This is a genomic window from Streptococcus sp. SS-4456 (assembly GCF_036680365.1).
Classification (GTDB): Bacteria; Bacillota; Bacilli; order Lactobacillales; family Streptococcaceae; genus Streptococcus.
In genome coordinates, this window is sequence record NZ_JAVIHI010000030.1 from 1 (window position 1) to 26964 (window position 26964).

The 26964-nt window shown below is 43.5% G+C and carries 24 protein-coding genes and 4 tRNA genes; all 28 read left to right on the forward strand.

The window, feature by feature from the left end; translation table 11 throughout:
* The 28 genes from RFK25_RS08365 to purB all read left to right on the forward strand — a co-directional run bounded on the left by RFK25_RS08365 (position 1) and on the right by purB (position 26852).
* A tRNA-Ser gene (locus tag RFK25_RS08365) sits at positions 1-89 on the forward strand.
* Positions 90-160: 71 nt separating this feature from the next.
* Positions 161-233: transfer RNA gene (locus RFK25_RS08370), tRNA-Phe, on the forward strand.
* Between the two features lie 28 nt (positions 234-261).
* Positions 262-335: transfer RNA gene (locus RFK25_RS08375), tRNA-Ile, on the forward strand.
* Positions 336-350: 15 nt separating this feature from the next.
* A tRNA-Ser gene (locus tag RFK25_RS08380) sits at positions 351-438 on the forward strand.
* A 57-nt stretch (positions 439-495) separates the two neighbouring features.
* A complete protein-coding gene (mreC, locus tag RFK25_RS08385; protein ID WP_332412931.1) occupies positions 496-1332 on the forward strand; it encodes a rod shape-determining protein MreC in 837 nt (278 codons plus the stop codon).
* A complete protein-coding gene (gene mreD, locus RFK25_RS08390) occupies positions 1322-1837 on the forward strand; it encodes a rod shape-determining protein MreD (RefSeq protein ID WP_332412933.1) in 516 nt (171 codons plus the stop codon). The genes mreC and mreD overlap by 11 nt, the downstream gene beginning before the upstream one ends.
* A gap of 85 nt (positions 1838-1922) precedes the next feature.
* Positions 1923-3197 carry a peptidoglycan hydrolase PcsB gene (gene pcsB / locus RFK25_RS08395; RefSeq protein ID WP_332412935.1) on the forward strand — a complete coding sequence of 425 codons (1275 nt, stop codon included), beginning with the start codon at positions 1923-1925 and terminating at the stop codon, positions 3195-3197.
* 100 nt (positions 3198-3297) lie between these two features.
* Entirely contained in the window at positions 3298-4266 is a 969-nt protein-coding gene (locus RFK25_RS08400) for a ribose-phosphate diphosphokinase (RefSeq protein ID WP_332412937.1), read from the forward strand.
* 345 nt (positions 4267-4611) lie between these two features.
* Positions 4612-5790 carry a pyridoxal phosphate-dependent aminotransferase gene (locus tag RFK25_RS08405; protein WP_332412938.1) on the forward strand — a complete coding sequence of 393 codons (1179 nt, stop codon included), beginning with the start codon at positions 4612-4614 and terminating at the stop codon, positions 5788-5790.
* Entirely contained in the window at positions 5777-6559 is a 783-nt protein-coding gene (recO, locus tag RFK25_RS08410) for a DNA repair protein RecO (RefSeq protein ID WP_029172703.1), read from the forward strand. The genes RFK25_RS08405 and recO overlap by 14 nt, the downstream gene beginning before the upstream one ends.
* Positions 6556-7563: a phosphate acyltransferase PlsX gene (gene plsX / locus RFK25_RS08415; RefSeq protein ID WP_332412941.1), complete on the forward strand. Its 1008-nt coding sequence runs from the start codon at positions 6556-6558 to the stop codon at positions 7561-7563. Before recO ends, plsX begins: the two co-directional genes overlap by 4 nt.
* Positions 7556-7804: a phosphopantetheine-binding protein gene (locus tag RFK25_RS08420; RefSeq protein WP_044685489.1), complete on the forward strand. Its 249-nt coding sequence runs from the start codon at positions 7556-7558 to the stop codon at positions 7802-7804. Before plsX ends, RFK25_RS08420 begins: the two co-directional genes overlap by 8 nt.
* Before the next feature lie 116 nt (positions 7805-7920).
* Positions 7921-8628 carry a phosphoribosylaminoimidazolesuccinocarboxamide synthase gene (purC, locus tag RFK25_RS08425; RefSeq protein ID WP_332412943.1) on the forward strand — a complete coding sequence of 236 codons (708 nt, stop codon included), beginning with the start codon at positions 7921-7923 and terminating at the stop codon, positions 8626-8628.
* A gap of 12 nt (positions 8629-8640) precedes the next feature.
* Positions 8641-12360: a phosphoribosylformylglycinamidine synthase gene (locus RFK25_RS08430; protein ID WP_332412944.1), complete on the forward strand. Its 3720-nt coding sequence runs from the start codon at positions 8641-8643 to the stop codon at positions 12358-12360.
* Between the two features lie 2 nt (positions 12361-12362).
* Positions 12363-13817: an amidophosphoribosyltransferase gene (purF, locus tag RFK25_RS08435; RefSeq protein ID WP_332412945.1), complete on the forward strand. Its 1455-nt coding sequence runs from the start codon at positions 12363-12365 to the stop codon at positions 13815-13817.
* A 55-nt stretch (positions 13818-13872) separates the two neighbouring features.
* Positions 13873-14895 (forward strand): phosphoribosylformylglycinamidine cyclo-ligase, encoded by a 1023-nt coding sequence (gene purM, locus RFK25_RS08440; RefSeq protein ID WP_332412946.1) that lies wholly within the window; start codon positions 13873-13875, stop codon positions 14893-14895.
* Positions 14892-15443: a phosphoribosylglycinamide formyltransferase gene (gene purN, locus RFK25_RS08445; RefSeq protein WP_332412948.1), complete on the forward strand. Its 552-nt coding sequence runs from the start codon at positions 14892-14894 to the stop codon at positions 15441-15443. The genes purM and purN overlap by 4 nt, the downstream gene beginning before the upstream one ends.
* 2 nt (positions 15444-15445) lie before the next feature.
* A complete protein-coding gene (locus RFK25_RS08450) occupies positions 15446-16153 on the forward strand; it encodes a suppressor of fused domain protein (protein ID WP_332412950.1) in 708 nt (235 codons plus the stop codon).
* Between the two features lie 30 nt (positions 16154-16183).
* Positions 16184-17731: a bifunctional phosphoribosylaminoimidazolecarboxamide formyltransferase/IMP cyclohydrolase gene (gene purH, locus RFK25_RS08455; protein ID WP_332412952.1), complete on the forward strand. Its 1548-nt coding sequence runs from the start codon at positions 16184-16186 to the stop codon at positions 17729-17731.
* A 64-nt stretch (positions 17732-17795) separates the two neighbouring features.
* Complete coding sequence (locus RFK25_RS08460) at positions 17796-18626, forward strand: DNA adenine methylase (RefSeq protein ID WP_332412955.1); 831 nt, start codon at positions 17796-17798, stop codon at positions 18624-18626.
* A complete protein-coding gene (locus RFK25_RS08465; RefSeq protein WP_105107510.1) occupies positions 18616-19431 on the forward strand; it encodes a DNA-methyltransferase in 816 nt (271 codons plus the stop codon). The genes RFK25_RS08460 and RFK25_RS08465 overlap by 11 nt, the downstream gene beginning before the upstream one ends.
* Positions 19409-20335: a type II restriction endonuclease gene (locus RFK25_RS08470; protein ID WP_172021825.1), complete on the forward strand. Its 927-nt coding sequence runs from the start codon at positions 19409-19411 to the stop codon at positions 20333-20335. The genes RFK25_RS08465 and RFK25_RS08470 overlap by 23 nt, the downstream gene beginning before the upstream one ends.
* Positions 20335-21240, forward strand: a complete 906-nt coding sequence (locus RFK25_RS08475; protein ID WP_172021824.1) for a type II restriction endonuclease — start codon at positions 20335-20337, stop codon at positions 21238-21240. The genes RFK25_RS08470 and RFK25_RS08475 overlap by 1 nt, the downstream gene beginning before the upstream one ends.
* A gap of 120 nt (positions 21241-21360) precedes the next feature.
* Complete coding sequence (gene purD, locus RFK25_RS08480) at positions 21361-22623, forward strand: phosphoribosylamine--glycine ligase (protein WP_332412961.1); 1263 nt, start codon at positions 21361-21363, stop codon at positions 22621-22623.
* Between the two features lie 25 nt (positions 22624-22648).
* Positions 22649-23137, forward strand: a complete 489-nt coding sequence (purE, locus tag RFK25_RS08485) for a 5-(carboxyamino)imidazole ribonucleotide mutase (RefSeq protein WP_332412962.1) — start codon at positions 22649-22651, stop codon at positions 23135-23137.
* Positions 23124-24197, forward strand: a complete 1074-nt coding sequence (purK, locus tag RFK25_RS08490; RefSeq protein WP_332412963.1) for a 5-(carboxyamino)imidazole ribonucleotide synthase — start codon at positions 23124-23126, stop codon at positions 24195-24197. The genes purE and purK overlap by 14 nt, the downstream gene beginning before the upstream one ends.
* Positions 24198-24209: 12 nt before the next feature.
* Positions 24210-25538, forward strand: a complete 1329-nt coding sequence (locus RFK25_RS08495; protein ID WP_332412964.1) for a hypothetical protein — start codon at positions 24210-24212, stop codon at positions 25536-25538.
* A gap of 21 nt (positions 25539-25559) precedes the next feature.
* Positions 25560-26852, forward strand: coding sequence for an adenylosuccinate lyase (purB, locus tag RFK25_RS08500; RefSeq protein WP_141587954.1), 1293 nt, complete (start codon positions 25560-25562; stop codon positions 26850-26852).
* The last annotated feature ends 112 nt before the right edge of the window (positions 26853-26964 follow it).

The window sequence follows — 26964 nt, forward strand, 5'->3', positions numbered from 1 at the left end:
GAGGATTACCCAAGTCCGGCTGAAGGGAACGGTCTTGAAAACCGTCAGGCGTGTAAAAGCGTGCGTGGGTTCGAATCCCACATCCTCCTTTCACTACCGTGGGATGGAGTTTCTTTGACTTGTGGTCGTAGGTTCCAATTCAGGTCCACAATAATCTTATGGCTCGGTAGCTCAGTTGGTAGAGCAATGGATTGAAGCTCCATGTGTCGGCGGTTCGATTCCGTCTCGCGCCATTATTTACTTGTCCAAGTATATATTCTTGGGCGCGTAGCTCAGATGGTTAGAGCGCACGCCTGATAAGCGTGAGGTCGGTGGTTCGATTCCACTCGTGCCCATTATATTGTATAAATGGAGAATTACTCAAGAGGCTGAAGAGGACGGTTTGCTAAATCGTTAGGTCGGGTAACTGGCGCAAGGGTTCGAATCCCTTATTCTCCGTAATGAACGAGATTATCATTTGATATTCTCGTTTTATTGTATCTTATTGGAGGAGCCATGAATAAATTTTCTAAATTGTTGATTGCAATTTCCGTTTTTCTGTTGCTGTCATTTTCATCATTGTTTTTAACTTTTTCAAAGGGAGCAGAGTTACCCTTTGTCAATTCTTCTATAAATTTACTCGTTAGACCAATTCAATCTTTTTTATCAGTTCCTACTAGGTTTTTCTCTGACCAACAGTCCTCTCTTTCGCATTTGTTTGCTACCTACGAGGAAAATAAGGAATTAAAGAAGTCATTGCTATCAGTACAAGATTTCGCAAATGAGAATGCTAGTTTAAAAGCTGAAAATGAGACATTGCGAAAAAGTTTAGAAATGGCTTCGTCTTTCTCAGAGAAAGGGTATATTGCAGGTTCAGTTTTGGTTAGAACACCTGCTTCATGGTCGGAGCAGGTGACCATAGATGTTGGTCAGAATATGGGGATTTCTGAAAATGCTCTGGTAGTTGCAAATGGTGGTTTAGTAGGTGTTGTTAGCTCTATTGAGGAGAACTCATCAGTGGTAAAATTGTTTACTAATGCTGATGATTTTACCAAACTTCCAGTAAAAATAAGTATCGATTCCAAGGATATTTACGGGATTTTAGCTGGTTTTGATTTGGATTCCAATAGTTTTATTATCAATCAGTTAAATGCTACGGATGATATTGCGGTTGGTAGTAACGTTGTGACGAGTGATTTGGCTGGTGCAACACCTGCTAATGTTCAAATTGGAAAAGTTCGTTCGGTTAAGGCTAGCAGCAATAACTTAAATCGTGAACTATATGTAGAGCCTTCAGCTAGTTTTTCATCAATATATTCAGTATTAGTAGTGGGTCAATCAGATGCGCAATAGAGTTTTAGAATTTTTCATGTTTCCTGTTCTGTTTTTATTTTTGTTGATTGATGGACAGGTATCGACTCTTTTATCCAATATGTCAGCTAGCTTATTTGCTATATCTTGCCATATCTTACTCATGCTTGCTATTTTTTATGCAAACTATGTTTCTCTCCCTATTTCTTTAGTCATTTTTTCTCTGTTGGGATTGATTTATGACATATCTTATCTTTCCTTAGTAGGAATTGCAACGACCACTTTTCCTCTTGTTATTTTTTGTATTTATTTCTATTTTAAAGGTGTCGGAAATAAGAGTTCGATCAATCTATTGATTTTGCTAGTTTCTATTTTTCAATTTGAGTTTATTAGTTATTTATTTGCTAGAGTATTTCAGATGACAAATTTGTCTGTTTTCATCTTTGTTTTTAATAAATTACTACCGAGTTTATTATTTAATCTTATTTTGTTTTTACTTATCCAACCTGTCTTAGAACGGATTTTTGGAATTACGAATAAGACATAGAAATGTAATAATTGCGTAATATACTTACGCAATTTTTTTGTTAAAATGGTATAGTCAGAAAGTATAGAGGAGTTAGTATTAGTTTATGAAGAAAAAAATCTTAGCTACATTATTGTTAAGCACAGTCGTTCTTACAAGTTTGAATGATGTGGCTGTGATTGTTGCAAATGATATTGATAGTCAGATTGCAGCTAAAAATCAACAAATCAATGAACTTGCGGCTCAACAAGCAAATGCTCAACAACAGGTCGATGTTATCCAAGGACAAGTTGATGAAATTGTTGCTGAACAAGCGAAATTGACAGAAGAAAATACCCGTTTGGAAGCTGAATCACAGGCTTTGGCAGCAGATATTGAGCGTTTATCAGCTGATATCGTATCACGTGATGGTGCTTTGAAAGAACAAGCTCGTAGTGCGCAAACTGATGCTTCTGCTTCTAGTTATATCAATACAATTTTGGATTCAAAATCAATTGTTGATGCTGTATCACGTGTTAATGCAATGCGTGAGATTGTTGCGGCCAACAATCGTATGTTGGAACAACAAAAAACGGATAAAGAAGTTATTGTAGAAAAACAGAAAGCTAACCAAGAAGCTATCAATACTTTAGCAGCTAACCGTCAGAAATTGGAAGACGATGCACAGGTATTACAGGTTCGTCAGGCAGAATTACAAGTTGCTCAATTAAATCTTGCTGCTCAAAAAGCAACTGCTGAAGATGAGAAAAACTCTTTGCTTGAACAAAAGGCGGCTGCTGAAGAGGCAGCACGTCAGGCAGCGGTACGTCAGGCAGAATATGAAGCGCAACAACGTGCCTTAGCAGCACAACAGGCTGCATCGGTTGCAGCTCCAGTCGCTGCAGTACCAGCGGCTACTGAAACTGCGGAAGCTCCTGCTACTGAACCTGCACAAACTACAGTTGCAGCTAGTCAACCTGTTGTTACACAAACTGTTTCTACTCCAGCTGTGTCATCTTCAACTGGTTCTGGTAGTTCAGCAGCAGCGCGTAATGCGACTTTTGATGCTTCATCTTATCCAGTTGGTGAATGTACTTGGGGTGTTAAATCACAACTTTCATGGGTTGGTCCGTACTGGGGGGATGCGAAACATTGGTTGGCTTCAGCAGCAGCAGAAGGTTTCCGTACGGGTTCAACTCCACAAGTTGGAGCAATTGCAGTATGGACTGGTGGATACTATGGTCACGTTGCCGTTGTTACTGCAGTGGAATCTTCTACAAGTATCCAAGTTGTAGAATCTAACTACATGGGTCGTCGTTATATTGGCAACCACCGTGGTGGCTACTTCAATCCAACAACAACTTCAGAGGGTGCTGTTTATTATATTTATCCTCCATATTAAGAATTTTAATAGAGCGTAGTAGAACTACGTTCTATTTTTGTTTGAAAAATGAAAGAAAAAGCGTTAGAATAGTAAAGGTAGAAATAAAGAGGAGGCTGTCATGGCGTTTACTGACTTAAAATTGTTCGCTCTTTCGTCAAATCAGAAGTTAGCTGAACAGGTGTCGAAAAAAATAGGAATTCCTTTGGGGAAATCAAGTGTTCGTCAGTTTTCAGATGGTGAAATTCAAGTGAATATTGAAGAATCAATTCGTGGGACTCATGTCTTCATTCTTCAATCAACAAGTTCACCTGTTAATGATAATTTAATGGAAATTTTGATTATGGTAGATGCCTTGAAACGTGCATCTGCTGAATCAGTAAACGTAGTAATGCCTTATTATGGCTATGCACGTCAGGATCGGAAAGCTCGTGCTCGTGAGCCAATCACTTCAAAATTAGTTGCCAATATGTTACAAATTGCTGGTGTAAACCGTTTGTTGACGATTGATTTACACGCGGCACAGATTCAAGGTTTCTTTGATATTCCTGTGGATCATTTAATGGGTGCACCACTTATCGCTGACTACTTCGAACGTCGTGGTATGGTCGGTGACGGCTATGTGGTTGTATCGCCAGACCATGGTGGTGTAACACGTGCTCGTAAATTAGCTCAGTTCTTAAAAACACCGATCGCGATAATTGATAAGCGTCGTAGCGTTGATAAGATGAATACATCTGAGGTGATGAATATTATCGGTGACATTGAAGGTAAAACTTGTATCCTCATTGATGATATGATTGATACTGCGGGGACTATTTGTCATGCGGCAGATGCTTTAGCAGAAGCGGGTGCAACTGCTGTTTATGCTTCATGTACGCACCCTGTTTTGTCAGGTCCTGCTATGGATAACATTAGTAAGTCAGCAATTAAGCAGTTGGTTGTTTTGGATACTATTGAAATTCCTGAGGACCGTTTGATTGACAAGATTGAACATATCTCGACAGCGGATTTGTTGGCGGATGCCATTATTCGTATCCATGAAAAACGTCCACTTTCACCTTTATTTGAAACTAGAATTGCTAAATAGTGAGTTAGAAGAGTCGGAAGGCTCTTCTTTTTGGTATAATGTTCTTATATAAGTAATGAGAACGTTAAGAAAATCGTATGATTTTAGGAAATCTGCGTGGAAGTCGGTAGGACTTCAAATGGATTTATAGTCGAATGAATTAGCTTTCAGACAAGGAACTGAGGTGCAGGCAGCTAGAACAGCCTAGAGGCTGTTCTAGGTTGGAGATAAGACTTGCGAAGCTAGTTACTTTCGTAGAGTACAGCAAGCCGAAAGTGACGATGTATCAAAGTTACTTCAAATGACTATATCTAAATCACTAGCTTTTTAGTTCACATACAATTATGATTTTTAGGAGGTGTGGTTATGGATCTGCGTCATCGTTTTAATAAGAATTTGAACCGAATTGAGGTTTCAATGATTCGTCAGTTTGATCAGTCTATTTCAGATGTTCCAGGAATTTTGAAACTGACCTTGGGCGAGCCTGATTTTACAACGCCTGGCCATGTAAAAGAAGCGGCCAAGGCCGCCATTGACGCCAACAAGAGCTATTATACGGGTATGGCTGGACTTTTGGAGTTGCGTCAGGCTGCAGCTGAGTTTGTGGCTGAAAAATACAACTTGCACTACAATCCAGAAACAGAAATTCTATCTACAATCGGAGCGACGGAGGCTCTATCAGCAAGCTTAGTTGCTATTTTGGAGCCTGGGGATACAGTTCTTTTACCTGCCCCTGCCTATCCTGGCTATGAACCCATTGTCAATATGGTGGGAGCAGACATCGTTGAAATCGATACGACGGCAAATGATTTTGTTTTGACACCTGAGATGTTGGAAGAGGCGATTATTGAGCAGGGGGATAAGCTAAAAGCGGTTATTCTCAACTATCCTGCCAATCCAACGGGAGTGACCTACTCACGTGAGCAGATTCAGGCCTTTGCGGATGTCTTGCGTAAGTATCCTGTCTTTGTCCTATCAGATGAGGTCTATGCGGAATTGACTTATACTGGTCAGCCTCATACTTCGATTGCGGAGTTTTTGCCAGAACAGACCATTTTGATTCAGGGATTGTCCAAGTCCCATGCCATGACAGGTTGGCGGATTGGATTGATTATGAGTCAGGCTCTGATTATCGCTCAAATTATCAAGAGCCACCAATATCTCGTGACTGCAGCGTCAACTGCTATGCAGTATGGTGCGGTTGAGGCCTTGAAAAACGGTAAGGATGATGCTCTTCCGATGCGGGGGGAGTACGTCAAGCGTAGGGATTACATCATCGAGAAAATGACGGACTTGGGCTTTAAAATTATCAAGCCTGATGGAGCATTTTATATCTTTGCAAAAATCCCTGCGGGTTACAACCAAGATTCCTTTAGCTTCTTGCAAGACTTTGCGAGAAAGAAAGCGGTGGCCTTTATTCCAGGCGCAGCCTTTGGTCAGTATGGAGAAGGCTATGTGCGAATTTCCTACGCAGCAAGTATGGAGAAGATTCAAACAGCTATGGCTCGTTTGAAGGAATATCTAGAAGAAAATGGAACGAATTGAAACCAGGGGATTAGTCCTATATAATCGGAATTTTCGAGAAGATGACAAGCTGGTCAAGATTTTTACGGAGAAGGCTGGCAAGCGAATGTTTTTCGTGAAACATGCCTCTAAGTCCAAGCTGGTAGCTTCTATCCAGCCTTTGACCTATGCGGATTTTATCGTTAAAATCAATGATGATGGTCTGTCTTATATTGAAGATTTTCATCAGGTACAGCCATTTAAGAATATTAACGGTGATATTTTCAAGCTTAGCTATGCTACCTATATCTTGGCCTTGGCAGATGCGGCCTTGCAGGACAAGGTTTATGATCCAGCTCTCTTTGCTTTTTTGGTCAAGACCTTGGACTTGATGGAGTCGGGTTTGGATTATGAAGTCTTGACCAATATCTTTGAAATTCAGCTCTTGGGACGTTTTGGGGTCAGTCTGAATTTCCATGAGTGTGCTTTTTGTCATCGGGTTGGTCTGCCTTTTGACTATTCCTACAAGTACAGCGGTGTCTTGTGTCCGCAACACTATCAACAAGATGAGCGACGGGCTTATCTGGATCCCAATGTTCCCTATCTACTTGATCAATTTCAGGCTATTTCCTTTGATGAGCTGGAAACCATTTCCATCAAGCCTGAGATGAAGCGAAAATTACGGCTTTTTATTGACCAGCTGTACGAGGAATATGTGGGGATTCACTTGAAATCCAAGAAATTTATAGATGATTTGTCTTCTTGGGGGCAGATTATGAAACCAAGAACAGAAAATGAGGAAACAGAATGAAACGTATTGCAGTAGATGCTATGGGTGGGGACCACGCCCCTCAGGCAGTGGTAGAAGGTGTCAATCAAGCCTTGGCTGCCTTTCCAGACATTGAAATTCAACTTTATGGTGATGAGGCTAAAATCAAGCAGTATTTGACAGCGACAGAGCGTGTCAGCATTGTTCATACTACGGAGAAAATCAATTCAGATGATGAGCCTGTCAAGGCCATTCGTCGTAAGAAAGAAGCGTCGATGGTCCTAGCGACCAAAGCTGTCAAGGATGGTCAAGCAGATGCGGTCTTGTCAGCTGGAAATACGGGTGCTCTGTTAGCAGCGGGTGTCTTTGTCGTTGGGCGTATCAAACATATCGACCGTCCAGGTCTTATGTCTACTTTGCCGACTATGGACGGCAAGGGGTTTGATATGATGGACCTGGGGGCAAATGCTGAAAATACAGCTCATCACCTCTATCAGTATGGTGTTCTTGGTTCATTTTATGCGGAGCACGTGCGTGGAGTTAAGCAACCTCGTGTGGGACTTTTGAACAACGGTACGGAAGATACCAAGGGCACGCCAGTTCACCAAGAGGCTTATAAACTCTTGTCAGAAGACAAGTCGATCAACTTTATCGGCAATGTGGAGGCGCGTGAGTTGCTCAACAGCGTGGCGGATGTGGTCGTGACGGATGGTTTCACGGGAAACGCTGTGCTGAAAACCATTGAGGGAACGGCCAAATCCATCGTCGGTCAGTTGACGGGCTCAATCAAGAATGGCGGTCTGCGTGCTAAATTGGGTGGTCTTTTGGTCAAGCCAACCTTGAAAAAGGCCTTGGGGGCTATGGACTATAAGACTGCAGGTGGTGCTGTCTTGCTTGGTCTGAAAGCACCTGTCATCAAGGCGCACGGATCCAGCGATGCCCAGTCAATTTTCTATACGATTAAGCAGACGCGTTCGATTTTGGAGGCTGGCATTGTTGAAAAATCAGTTGCCAAATTTTCAGTAGTGGAGGAAAGTCATGACTAGAGAGCAGGTCTATCAGCGGGTTGTTGAATTGATTCAGGATGAAAAGGGAGAAGATTTTCAGGTTCAACCTGAATCTACTTTGGCAGATAATATCGCAGCGGATTCGGTGGAAATCATGGAATTTGTTTTGACTTTGGAAGACGAGTTTGGTGTCGATATTCCTGATGCGGCCATTGAGCGCTTTGAAACTTTGTCTGATATTGTGGATTTTATTTATGAAGAAGTACAGAAACGTTCGTAGTTTACGGGCGTTTTTCTTTATTTTTTTAAAAATACCGTTAAATGCTTTTTTACACGAATGTTATGTGATAGAATAAACGAAAAGACTAGAATATTTTATGAAAGGCGAACATTCTCATGAAAACAGACCTTCTCTATTCAGGAAAAGCAAAAGACATCTACGCTACGGCTGATAGTGACCAGATTGTTGCGGTTTACAAGGATCAGGCAACGGCTTTTAATGGCGGCAAGAAAGAACAGATTATTGGCAAGGGGCGACTTAATAATCTAATTTCTTCGCTTATTTTTGAAAAATTGAATGCTACAGGTGTTAAGACGCATTTTATCAAGCGATTGTCTGATACGGAGCAGTTGAATAAGAAGGTGGAGATTATTCCGCTGGAGGTTGTCTTGCGGAATGTGACCGCTGGTTCTTTCTCAAAACGTTTTGGGGTAGAAGAAGGAATTGTATTATCTACTCCAATCGTGGAATTTTACTATAAAAAAGATGAGTTAGATGATCCCTTTATCAATGAGGAACACATTGCCTTTCTAGAACTGGCTAGTCAGGATCAGATTGACTATATCAAGGAAGAAACACGTCGTATCAATAGTTTCTTGAAAGACTTGTTTGCTCAGATTGGGCTGACTTTGGTGGATTTCAAGCTAGAATTTGGGGTTGACTCGTCTGGTCAGATTTTATTGGCGGATGAGTTTTCTCCTGATAATTGTCGTTTGTGGGATGCGGATGGTAACCATCTGGACAAGGATGTTTTCCGTCGGGGGCTCGGGGAATTGACCGAGGTTTACGAGGTCGTATTGGCAAAGTTAAAAGAAGTGAAATAAGGATTGGAAAAAATGGCGAAGCGGATTTTTGTTGAGAAGAAGACGGATTTTCAAATTAAGGCGGAGGCTCTTCGTAAGGAGTTGACCCATAATTTGCAGCTGACGAGTTTGACGAGTATACGTCTGGTGCAGGTGTATGATGTCTTTCATTTGGAGGAGGACTTGCTGGAGCAAGCTATCAAACACATCTTTACCGAGCAGGTGACGGACAAGGTCTTGTCGGATGAAGAATTAGGTCTGAAAGGTGCGGTTTATTTTGCTATTGAGGCTTTGCCTGGTCAGTTTGACCAGCGGTCTGCAAGCAGTCAAGAGGCCCTTCTCTTGTTGGGCAGTCGCCAGGAGGTGCGTGTCAATACAGGGCAACTTTACATCTTGAACGGTGATGTGCAGGAAGAAGAGTTGGCTGCTATCAAGAATTATTTGCTCAACCCTGTGGATTCACGTTTCAAAGATTTAGAGGCTCCTTTGGTGGCTCAAGAGTTTTCGGTTTCGGATGCGACCATTCCGAGCTTGGACTTTTTTGATAGCTACGGGGCAGAGGAATTTGCGTCTTACAAGCGTGAGGCTGGTTTGGCTATGGAAGTGGAAGACCTGCTCTTCATTCAGGACTATTTCAAGTCAATCGGTCGTGTGCCAACCGAAACAGAGCTCAAGGTTTTGGATACCTATTGGAGTGACCACTGCCGTCATACGACATTTGAAACGGAGCTCAAGTCTATTGACTTTTCAGCCTCAAAATTCCAAAAGCAATTACAGGCGACCTATGACAAGTACCTTGCTATGCGAGCAGAGTTAGGACGAACAGATAAGCCACAGACTTTGATGGATATGGCGACGATTTTTGGTCGCTATGAGCGGGCCAATGGTCGTCTGGATGACATGGAAGTGTCAGATGAAATCAATGCCTGCTCGGTGGAAATTGAAGTGGATGTGGATGGCGTGAAAGAGCCGTGGCTCCTCATGTTCAAGAATGAAACCCACAATCATCCTACTGAAATCGAGCCTTTTGGTGGTGCCGCAACCTGTATCGGTGGTGCCATTCGCGATCCCTTGTCAGGTCGTTCCTATGTTTATCAAGCCATGCGGATTTCAGGTGCGGGCGATATTACCCAACCGCTGACAGCGACACGTCCAGGGAAATTGCCACAGCAAATCATTTCAAAAACAGCGGCACATGGCTATTCTTCATACGGAAACCAAATCGGTCTTGCGACCACCTATGTGCGTGAATATTTCCACCCAGGCTTTATCGCTAAACGGATGGAGCTTGGTGCCGTGGTTGGTGCTGCTCCAAAGGAAAATGTGGTCCGTGAAAAACCAGTCGCAGGCGATGTGGTCATCTTGTTAGGAGGCAAAACAGGTCGCGACGGTATCGGTGGGGCAACTGGCTCATCCAAGGTTCAAACAGTTGAGTCTGTGGAAGCGGCTGGTGCGGAAGTCCAAAAAGGAAATGCTATCGAAGAACGCAAAATTCAGCGTTTATTCCGCAATGGTGCCGTGACTCGTTTGATTAAAAAATCAAATGACTTCGGTGCTGGTGGTGTCTGCGTTGCCATTGGTGAGCTGGCAGACGGTCTTGAAATTGACTTGGACAAGGTTCCGCTCAAGTATGCGGGCTTGAATGGTACGGAGATTGCCATTTCCGAATCACAGGAGCGGATGAGTGTGGTTGTCCGTCCTCAAGATGTGGAAACCTTCATCGCAGCCTGCCGTGAGGAAAATATCCATGCGGTTGTCGTAGCTAAAGTCACTGAAAAACCAAACCTGGTCATGACTTGGAATGGACAAACCATTGTCGATTTGGAGCGTTCCTTCCTTGACACCAACGGTGTGCGCGTGGTGGTGGATGCCAAGGTGGTTGACAGTTCTGTCAAGCTACCAGAAACACGTAGAACTTCCGTTGAAACTGTACAGGAGGACTTGAAAAATCTTCTATCAGACCTCAACCATGCTAGTCAGAAAGGTTTGCAGACGATTTTCGACTCATCTGTTGGTCGTTCAACCGTCAACCACCCACTCGGAGGTCGTCACCAATTGACACCGACAGAAAGTTCAGTGCAGAAACTACCTGTCCAACAGGGTGTGACGACAACGGCTTCGGTCATGGCTCAGGGTTACCATCCTTATCTGGCAGACTGGTCACCTTACCACGGGGCAGCTTATGCGGTCATCGAAGCGACGGCTCGCTTGGTGGCAACAGGTGCGAACTGGTCCAAGGCTCGCTTCTCTTATCAAGAATATTTCCAGCGAATGGACAAACAGGCCGAGCGTTTTGGTCAGCCAGTAGCGGCTCTGCTTGGTTCTATCGAGGCTCAGATTCAGCTTGGTTTGCCGTCTATTGGCGGCAAGGACTCCATGTCTGGTACCTTTGAGGACTTGACAGTTCCGCCGACCCTGGTTGCCTTTGGTGTGACCACTGCAGACAGCCGCAAGGTCCTATCACCTGAGTTCAAGGCGGCTGGTGAGCACATTTACTACTTACCAGGTCAAATTTTGTCCGAAGATATTGATTTTGCCCTGATCAAGTCTAATTTTGAGACTTTTGAAAAATGGCAGAGCGATTATGTGATTACGGCTGCTAGTGCAGTCAAGTATGGTGGTGTTCTAGAAAGTCTAGCCCTCATGTCCTTTGGAAATCAAATCGGAGCAAGAGTCGAGCTTGCAGACCTTGAAACCAGCTTGACAGGTCAGCTTGGCGGCTTTGTCTTCACATCTAAAGAAGATATTCCAGATGCTGTGAAAATTGGACAAACCACCGCTGACTTTACACTCCTTGTCAACGGTGTCAACCTAGCTGGACAGGATTTGCAGGCAGCCTTTGAAGGCAAACTAGAAGAAGTGTATCCAACAGAATTTGAACAGGCGACGGAGTTGCAGGATGTTCCGGCAGTCACAAGTTCAGCGGTTATAAAAGCAAAAGAAGCCGTTGAGGTTCCTGTAGTTTACATCCCAGTCTTCCCAGGTACTAACTCAGAATATGATTCTGCGAAGGCCTTTGAACAGGCTGGTGCAAAAGTCAATCTTGTTCCGTTTGTAACCCTGGATGCAGAGAGTATTGAAAAGTCGGTTGACACTATGGTTGACAATATCACCAAGGCCAATATTCTATTCTTTGCAGGTGGATTCTCGGCTGCGGATGAACCAGATGGGTCTGCTAAGTTTATCGTGACTATCTTACGAAACGCTAAGGTCCGCTCTGCTATTGACCGTTTCATCGAAAAAGGTGGCCTCATCATCGGTATCTGTAATGGTTTCCAGGCCCTTGTCAAATCGGGCTTGTTGCCGTATGGAAACTTTGAGGAGGCAGGTGAAACCAGCCCGACCCTCTTCTACAACGATGCCAATCAGCACGTTGCCAAAATGGTAGAGACGGGGATTGCCAATGTCAACTCACCGTGGTTGGCAGGTGTTCAAGTCGGCGAGATTCACGCTATCCCAGTTTCCCACGGGGAAGGAAAATTTGTAGTGACAGACGAGGAATTTGCTATCTTGCGGGACAATGGTCAGATTTTCAGCCAATACGTTGACTTTACAGGTCAGCCAAGCATGGATTCTAAGTACAATCCAAATGGTTCTAGTCATGCCATTGAAGGCATTACCAGCCGAAATGGTCAGATTATCGGGAAAATGGGACACTCAGAACGTTACGAGGACGGTCTCTTCCAAAACATTCCAGGCAAGAAAAACCAAGGGCTCTTTGTTTCAGCAGTTCGCTATTTTACAGGAAAATAAATATGACATACGAAGTTAAATCACTCAATGAAGAATGCGGTGTTTTCGGCATTTGGGGACATCCGCAGGCTGCTCAGGTGACCTATTTCGGTCTGCATAGCTTGCAGCACCGTGGGCAAGAAGGAGCAGGGATTTTAGCAAATGATGGCGGACAATTACGTCGCCATCGCGGAACAGGCCTGATTGCAGAAGTCTTCAAAAATCCAGCAGATTTAGAATCCTTGACAGGAACGGCTGCTATTGGTCATGTCCGCTATGCAACTTCTGGCTCTGCTTCTATCAATAATATCCAACCCTTCCTATTTGATTTTGTAGATATGCAGGTGGGTTTGGCTCATAATGGAAATTTGACCAATGCAGTCAGCTTGAAGGCTGAGTTGGAAAAGAACGGTTCAATCTTTTCTAGTTCCTCAGACACAGAGATTTTGATGCACTTGATTCGCCGCAGTCACAATCCAGACTTTATGGGCAAAATCAAGGAAGCTCTCAATACTGTTAAAGGTGGCTTTGCTTATCTGATTATGTTGGAAGACAAATTGGTTGCTGCCTTGGACCCTAACGGTTTCCGTCCACTTTCAATTGGAAAGATGAAAAATGGTGCCTGGGTAGTTGCCAGCGAAACTTGTGCTTTTGAAGTAGTGGGAGCTGACTGGGTGCGAGATGTGGAGCCTGGTGAAATTGTCATCATTGATGATTCAGGAATTCAATATGATAGCTATACAAGAGATACGCAATTGGCTGTTTGCTCTATGGAGTATGTCTATTTTGCTCGTCCAGATTCGGTGATTCACGGGGTCAATGTCCACACGGCCAGAAAAAATATGGGACGTCGTTTGGCCCGGGAATTTCAACATGAAGCGGATATCGTGGTTGGTGTGCCAAACTCTTCTCTCAGCGCGGCTATGGGATTTGCAGAGGAATCTGGTTTGCCAAATGAAATGGGGCTGATTAAAAACCAATATACCCAGCGGACCTTTATTCAACCAACCCAGGAATTGCGGGAGCAGGGTGTGCGCATGAAGTTGTCAGCCGTTTCAAGTGTTGTCAAAGGCAAGCGCGTGGTCATGATTGACGACTCTATTGTTCGCGGTACAACTAGCCGCCGCATTGTCCAGCTTCTTCGTGATGCAGGGGCAAAAGAAATCCATGTGGCTATCGGCAGCCCAGAACTCAAGTACCCGTGTTTTTACGGTATCGATATTCAGACTCGCAGGGAGTTGATTTCTGCCAACCACACCGTTGATGAAGTCTGTGAGATTATTGGAGCCGATAGCCTAACCTACCTTTCTCTTGAAGGGATGATAGAGGCCATTGGTATCGACACCGATGCTCCAAAAGGTGGACTCTGTGTGGCTTACTTTGACGGCGAATTTCCAACCCCTCTCTATGACTATGAGGAAGAATATCTCCGTAGCCTAGAAGAGAAAACGAGTTTCTACATTGAAAATGTCAAGTAAAGACAGAGGTGTCAACATTACTTGACAGACCTGTAAACTGTTGAAAGGAATTAAAATGACAAATAAAAATGCATACGCCCAGTCTGGCGTCGATGTCGAGGCTGGCTATGAAGTGGTTGAGCGGATTAAGAAGCACGTGGCTCGGACAGAACGCTTGGGCGTGATGGGAGCTCTCGGTGGCTTTGGTGGGATGTTTGACCTGACCAAACTGGATGTCAAAGAGCCAGTCTTGGTATCGGGAACAGACGGCGTCGGCACCAAGCTCATGCTGGCTATCCAGTATGACAAGCACGACACCATTGGTCAGGACTGCGTGGCTATGTGTGTCAACGACATTATCGCAGCAGGTGCAGAGCCACTTTACTTCCTCGACTACATCGCTACTGGAAAAAATGAGCCAGCCAAGCTGGAGCAGGTGGTTGCAGGTGTTGCGGAAGGCTGTGTCCAGGCTGGTTGTGGCTTGATTGGCGGTGAAACGGCTGAAATGCCTGGTATGTACGGCGAGGATGACTATGACCTGGCTGGCTTTGCTGTCGGTATTGCGGAGAAGTCCCAGATTATAGACGGCAGCAAGGTCCAGGAGGGCGACATTCTCCTCGGCCTAGCTTCCAGCGGTATCCACTCCAACGGTTATTCCCTAGTCCGTCGTGTATTTGCGGATGTTTCTGGCGACGCTCTGTTGCCAGAGCTCAATGGCAGAGCTCTAAAGGATGTCCTCTTAGAGCCGACCCGTATCTATGTCCAGCAGGTATTGCCTCTGGTAAAAGCAGGGCTGGTCAACGGCATTGCCCATATCACAGGCGGTGGCTTTATCGAAAATGTGCCTCGTATGTTTGCGGACAACCTTGCAGCTGAGATTGAGGAAGATAAGATTCCAATCCTTCCAATCTTTACTGCCCTTGAAAAATACGGCCAAATTAAACATGAAGAAATGTTTGAAATCTTCAATATGGGTATCGGTCTGGTATTGGCGGTCAGTCCAGACAAGGTTGACAGTGTCTGTCAACTAGTTGACGAGGAAGTTTACACCATTGGTCGCATCATCGCCAAGGAAGATAAGAGTGTGGTCATCAAATGAAACGAATAGCAGTGTTTGCATCAGGCAACGGCTCCAATTTCCAAGTCATCGCAGAACAGTTTGAGGTAACCTTTGTCTTTTCAGACCACAGAAACGCTTATGTCTTGGAACGAGCTGAAAAACTAGGTGTGCCAGCCTTTACTTTTGAATTAAAAGAATTTGCGGATAAGCAGGCTTACGAAGAAGCCCTCATCCAACTCTTAGACCAGCACCAGATTGACTTGGTGGTCTTGGCAGGCTATATGAAAATTGTAGGTCCGATCTTGTTGGCTCAATATGAAGGTCGAATCATCAATATCCACCCAGCCTACTTGCCTGAATTTCCAGGAGCTCACGGGATTGAAGACGCTTGGAATGCAGGTGTGGCAGAAAGTGGCGTGACAGTCCATTGGGTTGACAGCGGTATTGACACAGGACAAATTATCCAGCAAGTCCGTGTACCTAGACTAGCCGATGACACCCTGGGAAACTTTGAAGCCAGAATACATGAAGCCGAGTATCAACTCTATCCAGCAGTTTTGGAGGAGTTGGGGGCAGTAAGGAGATAGAGATGGGATTATTTGATTTTTTCAAGAAAAAAAGCAACCAGGACAATGATAGCTCTTCTGATGTAGAAGATAATAGTATCGAACTAGAAAATGACGATAGTGCTCTAGGTTGGGATGCTATCACGGAAGAGTTTGAACGCATCTACCCAGAGCAACAAGATCCTAAGCATTATGGAACGCTGATTAAATACTTCATGGGAGGTCCAGATCCCCTAGATGGTATTAGTGTCTATGATGCCGGAGAGTTTTGGCATTTTGTCAGTTATGGCTTAACGGAGCTATATGCCAAAGAGAGCGAAGATTTGGAGTATAGCGGCTTTGGCTTTGAGTTTACGTTCAAGTTAAAAAAATCTGGTGGAGTTGACGAAGAAGAAATCTTGTCTGCTTGTGGCAATTTACAGAAATTAGCTAGGTATGTTTTTGAGTCGGGCAATGTTATCGGGCCAACGGAATATATCTATACGCGTCAAGAGGAAGGGATAGATGCTAAGCAGATGTCTAAGTTGACAGGTTTTATTACAGCAAGTGATGACCTTGTTTCTACAATCTCTACCCCCTACGGTCAAGTTTCATTTATCACTCTAATCGGAGCTACAGATGCAGAATTAAATGCAATCTATGAAAGTGACAATAGTAGAGAGCTGATAAAGGAACTTCAAATGAAACTAGGGAATCAGCTAACAGACTATCACCGTGAGTCACTCATTTAGAATAAGTATAGTTAAATGATAGGAGAAATCATGACAAAACGTGCGTTAATTAGCGTATCAGATAAAAATGGCATCGTAGAATTTGCCCAAGAATTGACCAAGCTTGGCTGGGAAATCATCTCGACAGGAGGCACAAAAGTTGCCTTGGATCAGGCTGGAGTGACTACTATTGCCATCGATGATGTGACCGGTTTTCCTGAGATGATGGACGGCCGCGTCAAGACACTTCACCCCAAAATCCACGGGGGTTTGCTGGCTCGTCGGGATGTGGACAGCCATTTGCAAGCAGCCAAGGACCATGAAATTGGCCTGATTGACTTGGTGGTGGTCAACCTCTATCCCTTCAAAGAGACCATTTTGCGTCCAGATGTGACCTACGACTTGGCGGTGGAGAACATCGACATTGGCGGTCCGTCCATGCTTCGTTCAGCAGCTAAAAACCACGCCAGCGTGACTGTTGTGGTGGATCCGGCAGATTATCCGACGGTTTTAGGGGAAATAGCAGAGCAGGGAGAGACGACCTACTCAACGCGTCAGCGATTGGCTGCCAAGGTCTTCCGTCACACCGCAGCTTATGATGCCCTAATAGCAGATTATTTTACCAAGCAAGTAGGCGAAGATAAGCCTGAAAAATTAACCATTACTTATGACCTCAATCAGCCTATGCGTTACGGTGAAAATCCCCAGCAAAATGCGGATTTCTACCAAAATGCCCTTCCGACAGCCTATTCTATTGCAGCTGCTAAACAGCTAAACGGTAAGGAGTTGTCCTTCAATAACATTCGGGATGCGGATGCGGCTATCCGTATTATCCGTGATTTCAAAGACCGTCCGACTGTTGTGGCTCTCAAACACATGAACCCTTGTGGTATCGGGCAGGCAGAGACTATTGAGCAGGCTTGGGATTATGCTTATGAAGCTGACCCAGTATCGATTTTCGGAGGCATCGTCGTGCTGAACAGGGAAGTGGATGCTGCGACGGCTGAAAAGATGCACCCGATTTTCTTAGAAATCATCATCGCACCGAGCTACTCGGCAGAAGCGCTAGCTATTTTGACCAATAAAAAGAAAAATCTTCGGATTTTGGAGTTGGCTTTTGATGCACAGGATGCGAGCGAAGTGGAGAAGGAGTTCACAGGCGTTGTCGGCGGGCTCTTGGTGCAGGATCAGGACGTGGTGGTGGAAAGCCCAACGGACTGGCAGGTGGTGACCGAGCGTCAACCGTCCGAGCAAGAGTGGGCGGCCATGGAGTTCGCTTGGAAGTCCTCCAAGTATGTCAAGTCCAACGGCATCATCATCACTAATGACAAGATGACTTTGGGCGTGGGACCGGGGCAAACCAACCGTGTGGCATCCGTCCGTATCGCTATTGAGCAAGCCAAAGATCGTTTGGAGGGAGCCGTTTTGGCGTCGGACGCCTTCTTCCCATTTGCTGATAACGTGGAAGAAATCGCAGCCGCAGGCATCAAGGCTATCATCCAGCCAGGAGGATCTGTTCGTGACCAAGACTCCATTGACATGGCCAACAAGTACGGCTTGACCATGGTCTTTACGGGAGTCAGACATTTTAGACATTGAGAATTTTGGATAAGTATAGCACCCCAGCTGGAGAAGTTGGGGTGCTTTTTGGTATAATAGTTCTATGATTTTAAAACCTTTTACGAAATGGACAGGTGGGAAGCGGAAGTTACTAACTCAGCTACATGAACACTTGCCATTAGAATACAATAGATATTTTGAACCGTTTATTGGGGGAGGAGCACTATTCTTTGATTTAGCTCCCGAAAATGCCGTAATAAACGATTTTAATGAGGAATTGATAAATACTTATTTACAGATACGGGATAATGCAGAAGCCTTGCTTGATTTATTACATATCCATCAAGAGAACAATTCTAAGGAATATTATTTGAATGTTCGTTCGGTTGACAGAGATGGTAGAATAGAAACTATGTCTGATGTAGAGCGAGCAGCACGTATACTGTATATGCTACGAGTAGATTTTAATGGTCTATATAGGGTGAACTCTAAAAATCAGTTTAATGTTCCTTACGGTAGGTACAAAAATCCAAAGATAGTAGACTCGGAACTTATTCTTAGTGTATCAAGATACTTAAATGATAACAATATTTTAATTATGCAAGGTGATTTTGTTACGGCAGTTGAAGAAGCTGTTGCAGGAGATTTTGTATATTTTGATCCTCCATATGTTCCTATAACGGCTACTAGCTCTTTTACTTCCTATACGCATGAAGGTTTTTCGGATGAGGATCAGCGTCGATTAAGAGATACTTTCATAGATTTAGACCGAAGAGGAGTTAATGTAATGCTTTCTAATTCTTCAAGCCCAGTAGTTGAAGAATTGTACGCTGGTTTTAATATTTCCCGAGTAGATGTATCGAGAACGAATGGAGCAAGTAATTCCAGTCGTGGAAAAATTCAAGAAATTATTGTAAGAAATTATGGCGAATAACGAATATAAGTATGGAGGGGTCTTAATGAACAAACCATACTATCATAAAAATAAAGCTATTTTGGTACACGCAGATACATTTGAATTTTTGAATAAAATGAAACCAGAGAGCATGGATATGATTTTTGCAGATCCTCCATATTTTTTAAGTAATGGGGGAATTTCTAATTCTGGAGGTCAAGTTGTTTCCGTAGATAAGGGGGATTGGGATAAGGTTAATTCTTTAGAAGAAAAACATGAATTTAATAGGAAATGGATTCGCTTAGCCAAAAATGTGTTGAAACCAAATGGGACCATTTGGATTTCAGGGAGTTTTCACAATATATATTCAGTGGGTATGGCCTTAGAACAAGAAGGTTTTAAAATACTAAATAACATTACTTGGCAGAAGACAAATCCTGCACCAAATCTTTCCTGTCGTTACTTTACTCATTCAACGGAAACTATTTTATGGGCTCGAAAAGATGATAAAAAAGCTCGTCATTATTATAATTATGAACTTATGAAAGAACTCAATGATGGCAAACAAATGAAAGATGTTTGGGTTGGAGGATTAACAAAAAAATCTGAAAAATGGGCTGGTAAGCATCCGACTCAGAAACCAGAATATCTATTAGAACGTATTATTTTAGCTTCAACTCAAGAAGGAGATTACATACTTGATCCATTTGTAGGAAGTGGGACGACAGGAGTGGTTGCCAAACGTTTAGGAAGAAAATTTATTGGGATTGATGCTGAACGGGATTATTTAAAAATCGCGAGAACTAGATTGGATAAGGAAGATGGCAAGAAGAACTTTTCATAGTTGGTTTGAAACTTTCACAGATACGGTTGCTGATTGGAACTACTATGTTGACTTTACAAAGGTTTTTAATAATATGAACGACCTGTATTTGAGAACTAATTTGAATATCTTGAATACGTTGGTAGGGAGTAAACAAATTCGAGAAGATTTTATCGCAATCTGTGAAAAGTATCCAGATGTGTTAACTATCATACCAATTCTTTTGGCTATACGTTTGGAATCTAAAGGCCGAGGAAAAAATCGTAAACCAATTGCTTTACCTATTCGCGAGTATGGGGACGATGCTATAATAAGCTACGATTTTGATTTTTATTCTCCTAACTATACCATAGAGAATTATGCAGATTTGCTAGAGAATACAGGTGTTTTTGAACTACTGCAATCACATCTAGTTAAAAACTTACAGGACTATGTTTACGGTGTAGAAGTCGGGTTAGATTCAAATGGTCGTAAAAATAGAATGGGTAAGATAATGGAAGCTTTGGTTGAAAGAGAACTTTGGAATGCAGGACTAAAAGAAAAAACGGACTACTATAAACAAATAAGTACTAAGCAAATTGAATCACTATTTCATATTGATTTAAGTGCCATAACAAATAATGGTAAAAATCATAAGAAGTTTGATTTTGCAATTCACGTAAATGGTCAATTGTATTTAACTGAAGTAAATTTCTATTCTAAATCAGGGTCAAAACCAAATGAAACCACACGTTCATATGAAAATTTAGCAGAAAAACTTACTGAAATTTCGAATGTTCATTTTGTTTGGATAACAGATGGTGAAGGTTGGCAAAGGTCTAAATCTAATTTAGAGGAGGCATTTGAAATAATACCAAGATTGTACAATCTCCATGATATTCGGAATAAAAATATTAAAGAGTTATTAGAAATGGAGATGGACTAATGAATTTGCAAGCTTATATAAATTTATCTTCTGAAGAACGCTTAAAAATATTTTTAAGTACTTTATCAGTTACTAATCGAACGCCAGATTACTATGTCAATTGGTCTAAGGTTGAACGAGAAACAAAAAAATATGAGTTAGAGTTAAATACTTTGAATTATTTAATTGGTAAAGATGATATATACAACGAAGCGTTGCAACTTTTTAATAAACAACCAAATTTATTAAAAGCTATACCAAGTTTGATTGCAAGTCGTGATAAAACACTGGATATTTTATCAATTGACGCCGATGATAATATGAGTTTTGATAACTTAGATTTTGCAAAAATTGATGAGGCTAGAATTGTAGATTATACTAACTTTGTAGAAGCAACAGGATTATTAGATTTTTTGCAAAAGAAAGCCAATCGCTCTTTAGTGGACTACGTTTATGGAGTAGAGGCGGGACTTGACAGTAATGCACGTAAAAATAGAAGTGGTACTACCATGGAGGGTATTTTAGAGCGAACAGTAGCACGTGTCTGTAAAGAATATGGATTGGAGTTTAAGGCACAAGCAACAGCTCCATTTATAAAGGATAATTGGGGGATTGAGGTCCCTGTTGATAAGTCGGAACGCCGATTTGATGTTGCTGTATTTTCGAAAGATAAACATAAAGTATGGCTAATTGAAACGAATTATTATGGTGGAGGCGGTAGCAAGTTAAAGGCTGTAGCTGGAGAATTTACAGAATTAAGCCAATTCGTCACAAAATCTACAGATGATGTTAATTTTGTGTGGGTAACAGATGGTCAGGGATGGAAGACTGCCCATCTTCCTTTAGCAGAAGCATTTGGTCATATAACCCATGTCTTCAATCTCGACATGCTAAAACAAGGTTACTTATATGATTTGTTTAGATAATCAAATTTGCTCACCTCGTGTGAGCTTTTTCCATTCCCGAACGTTACCCTGTTTCTTCTATCGAAATCCATCTGTTTTTGCTATACTGTTTATATAAAATCCGTTTTTGAGGTGTGAAAAATGAAACTTTTGGTCGTTGGGTCTGGTGGTCGTGAACATGCTATTGCAAAGAAACTGTTAGAGTCTGAGCAGGTAGAACAGGTCTTTGTAGCTCCTGGGAATGACGGAATGACATTAGACGGTATTAAATTGGTCAATATCGGAATTTCCGAACATTCTGCTCTCGTCAATTTTGCTAAGGAACATGATATTGCTTGGACTTTTGTGGGTCCAGACGATGCTCTGGCAGCAGGAATCGTTGATGATTTTGAACAGGCGGGACTAAAAGCTTTTGGTCCCAGTCGTCTAGCCGCGGAGCTGGAGTGGTCAAAAGATTTTGCCAAGCAAATCATGGTCAAATACGGCATTCCAACAGCAGCCTTTGGCACATTTTCCAACTTCGAAGAAGCCAAGGCCTACATCGAAGAGCAGGGCGCACCAATCGTGGTCAAGGCGGACGGCTTGGCACTGGGCAAGGGCGTAGTCGTGGCGGAAACCGTCGAGCAGGCGGTCGAAGCGGCACGGGAGATGCTCTTGGACAACAAGTTCGGCGACTCAGGTGCCCGCGTGGTCATCGAGGAGTTCTTGGCGGGCGAGGAGTTCTCGCTCTTTGCCCTGGTCAATGGTGACCAGTTCTACATTCTGCCGACAGCCCAGGACCACAAGCGTGCCTTTGACGGCGACCAAGGTCCTAACACAGGCGGCATGGGTGCATACGCTCCTGTTCCCCACCTACCTCAAAACGTGGTGGACACAGCGGTTGACACCATTGTCAAGCCTATTCTTGAGGGCATGATTGCGGAAGGGCGGTCTTATCTGGGCGTGCTCTATGCTGGCTTGATTCTGACCGACCAAGGTCCCAAGGTCATCGAGTTTAACGCCCGTTTTGGCGACCCAGAAACCCAGATTATCCTGCCTCGCCTGACCTCTGACTTTGCTCAGAACATCGATGACATCCTCCACAAACGCCCGACTGAGCTGACTTGGCTGGATAGCGGCGTGACGCTGGGTGTTGTCGTGGCCTCAAATGGCTATCCTCTGGACTACGAAAAAGGCGTGTCCTTGCCGGCGAAGACTGAAGGAGACATCATGACCTACTATGCAGGGGCTCGTTTTGCGGAAAATAGCAAAGCACTGCTCTCAAACGGCGGTCGTGTTTACATGCTAGTCACCACAGCAGACACCGTCCAAGAGGCACAAGAAAAAATTTACTCGGAACTGAAAACTCAAGATACCACAGGCCTCTTTTATCGGACAGATATTGGAAGCAAGGCAGTAAAATAAGGGATAAAGAAAAGGAAAGACAAGCATGAACATTCCAATTTCCATCATCATGGGCTCTAGTTCTGACTGGAAAACCATGAAAACAGCAGCCGATGTGCTGGACAAATTTGGCGTAGCCTATGAAAAGAAAGTGGTCTCTGCCCACCGCACACCAGATCTTATGTTCCGACATGCCGAAGAAGCGCGTGGTCGTGGCGTTAAGGTCATCATCGCAGGAGCGGGTGGTGCGGCTCATTTGCCAGGTATGGTGGCAGCTAAAACAACCCTACCTGTTATCGGTGTCCCTGTCCAGTCCCGTGCCCTCAGCGGTGTGGATTCTCTCTATTCTATCGTGCAGATGCCTGGCGGTGTGCCTGTTGCGACCATGGCGATCGGCGAAGCAGGTGCCACCAATGCTGCCTTGACAGCACTTCGTGTTCTCTCTATTGAAGATGAAAGCATTGCGAAGCAGTTGGCAGACTTTGCCAAGGAGCAGGAAAAAGTTGCGGAGGCCATGTCAGATGAACTCATCTAAAACCATTGGAATTATCGGTGGCGGTCAGCTGGGGCAGATGATGGCCATTTCCGCTATTTACATGGGCCACAAGGTGATCACGCTGGATCCTGCGGTGGACTGCCCAGCTTCTAAGGTCAGCGAGGTCATTGTCGCTCCCTATCACGATGTGGCGGCTCTCAAACAGTTGGCGGAGCGGTGCGATGTCTTGACCTACGAGTTTGAAAATGTCGATGCCGACGGACTGGACGCAGTCATCAAGGACGGACAGCTCCCTCAGGGGACAGATCTCCTCCGTATTTCCCAAAACCGCATTTTTGAGAAGGATTTTTTGGCCAAAAAAGCTGGCGTGCAAGTCGCCCCCTACAAAGTCGTCACCTCTAGCCTAGATTTAGAAGGTCTGGACCTCAGCAAAAACTATGTCTTGAAAACAGCCACTGGGGGCTACGACGGACATGGCCAGAAGGTCATTCGAGAAGCGACGGACTTGGAGGCGGCTAGTCAGTTAGCCAACTCTGCCGAGTGTGTATTGGAAGAGTTTGTGAATTTTGACCTGGAAATCTCCGTCCTTGTGTCTGGCAATGGCTCCGACTACACCGTCTTTCCTGTGCAGGAAAATATCCACCGCAATAATATTCTTTACAAAACTATCGTGCCTGCCCGTATTTCAGATGAACTTGCTGAAAAAGCCAAAAACATGGCCCTGCAAATCGCAGACAAGCTCCACTTGGCAGGTACCCTCTGTGTTGAAATGTTTGTGGCAGGGCAGGACATTCTGGTCAACGAAATTGCCCCTCGACCACACAATTCAGGACACTATTCCATTGAAGCCTGTGATTTTTCACAGTTTGATACCCATATCCGAGGCATTCTCGGTCAGCCCTTGCCTCCAATTCGTCTACTTTCTCCAGCCGTCATGATTAACGTTTTGGGACAAGATATGGAAGCGGTCCAAACCTTTCTTCAAGAAAATCCTACCGCCCATCCCCACTTTTATGGTAAACTAGAAGCGAAGCACAATCGCAAAATGGGACACGTGACGGTGTTGGGGGAAGATGCGGATAGTGTGGAGGAGTTTTAGGAGGAAAATCCGATGAATGATTTAGTTTCGGAAGAAAATGTTAATTTAAATCCAAGTAGTTTAACGACTCAAGGGAATTTAGTAGTGGATGAAGTTGTAAAATCATTAGGGATGCCAAGAGATATTTTGCCACCAAATGATGAAATAAGTATGGCTTTAATGTTATTACCTAGGGAATTGAAATTGATTCCTCCTAGACTACGAAATCAATTTATTGCAAAGGCTTGTATTGCCTCCTCAGTTGGATTGTTTGATGGAGCGATAATATATGTATGGAATTGTGTAATTGCAGAACTTCGTAGCCGAGTTAGTTCATTTGGTATGGAGATGATTGCGCAAATTTCAGGCAGTTCTAAACCAGACAATTTTTTAGACAAAATTCAAGATGTAGATTTATTAGATTTGTGTTATCAGTTAAATATTATTGATGAACAAGGGCACTTTTTTTTACAACAATGTAGAGAAGTGAGAAATAACGCCTCTATAGCTCACCCGTCGAATATTAGCATAGATGATAGGGAACTTGTTTCTTTTATCAGTCGTTGTTGTAAGTATGGTCTATCAGAATTAGCAATAAGTGCAGGAATTGATATAAAATCTCTAAACGCGGTATTATCAGGAGGTCAAGATTCAGAAGCGCTGACACATTTTGTGAGTATATTAAAGACTACATTTCGCTCACAGCAGACTTTAGTGTTTAAATTGCTTTATTCAAATTATATAGATTCCTCTAAAACGAGCACTGTTCGATCAAATGCCTTGGCAATTGCAAAAGGAGCATCAGAATTACTATCTGAAAACCATGAAATTATTATAGAATTATTGGATAAACATAACCAATATTTGTTGTCAGGGACAGATGATCAAAGAACCAATTCTAAAAAATTTTTTGAAGAAATAGGTCAATTAAATAGTCTTTCAGAGGTTGAGAAAATCTCCTCATTCAGTAAAGCGATAAATAATTTACGAACGGCTCACTATGGGATGAATAACTTCTACAATGAACCTCCATTTGCAGAAAGGCTTCAAGAATTATCTGAACAGATTAATCCAATACCTGAACAAATTATTGGAAAGTATGTACAAGTTAATTTAGATTGTTATGTTGGTAATGACTATGGGGTTAGCTGGGGCGCTGCAACGGAGTGTGAAAAAATGTTGAAGAACCTAACTCCAAAAGGAATTGAAAATTTAATTACTCGTTTAAATTCGGTTTCACAAGTTCTAGGAGAGAGTCAAAAAGGGAGGATAAGGAATTTACTGGATTACTATGAAGAGTCACTTATTCCATTTCCTGTACAAAAAACTCAAATTCAAGCATTAAAATCTAGGTTTGTATAGTTAAAATAAGGAGACAAAACAATGCTAACACGTTATTCACGCCCTGAGATGGCGAATATTTGGAGTGAAGAGAACAAGTACAAGGCTTGGTTGGAGGTGGAAATCCTCGCAGATGAGGCCTGGGCTGAGTTGGGTGAGATTCCCAAAGAAGATGTGGCCTTGATTCGTGAGAAGGCGACCTTTGACATCGACCGCATTTTAGAGATTGAAGAGGAAACCCGTCACGATGTGGTAGCTTTCACGCGTGCGGTTTCGGAAAGTCTTGGTGAGGAACGCAAGTGGGTCCACTACGGTCTGACATCGACCGACGTGGTGGATACGGCTTACGGCTACCTCTACAAGCAGGCCAACGACATCATCCGTCGTGACCTTGAAAACTTTACCAATATCATCGCCGACAAGGCGCGTGAGCACAAATATACCATCATGATGGGGCGGACTCACGGTGTTCATGCGGAGCCAACGACCTTCGGCCTTAAATTGGCAACTTGGTATAGCGAAATGAAACGCAATATGGAGCGTTTCGATGTAGCGGCCAAGGGTGTCGAAGCTGGTAAAATTTCAGGTGCGGTTGGAAACTTTGCCAACATTCCTCCATTTGTGGAAGAGTATGTTTGTGGTAAATTGGGCATTCGTCCGCAGGAAATTTCTACCCAGGTCCTACCTCGTGACCTCCACGCAGAATATTTCTCAGCCCTAGCCTTGATTGCAACGTCTATCGAGCGTATGGCGACAGAAATCCGTGGGCTACAAAAATCTGAACAACGTGAAGTCGAAGAGTATTTCGCCAAAGGCCAAAAGGGCAGCTCTGCTATGCCCCATAAACGCAACCCTATCGGCTCTGAAAACATGACCGGTCTGGCTCGCGTGGTGCGTGGTCACTTGGTGACGGCTTTTGAGAATGTGGCTCTCTGGCACGAACGCGATATTTCCCACTCGTCAGCGGAGCGGATTATCACGCCGGATACGACTATTCTTATCAACTATATGCTCAATCGTTTTGGCAATATCGTCAAGAACTTGACGGTCTTCCCTGAAAATATGAAACGCAATATGGAGTCAACTTTTGGCTTGATTTACAGTCAGCGTGTCATGCTTAGTTTGATTGAAAAAGGCATGACCCGTGAGGAAGCTTATGACTTGGTGCAGCCAAAAACCGCACAGTCTTGGGACAATCAAGTGGACTTCAAGCCCCTTCTTGAAGCAGATGAGCGTGTGACAGCCAAACTCAGCCAGGAAGAAATCGATGAGCTCTTCAACCCAGACTACTATGCTAAGCGGGTGGATGACATCTTTGAACGACTTGGATTATAAAAAATCAAAATTCTTTGGATTTTGAACTGCACCCCAAAAGTTAGACAGAAAAAATCTAACATTTGGGGTGCTATTTTTATGAAATTGAGCTATGAAGACAAAATCGAAATCT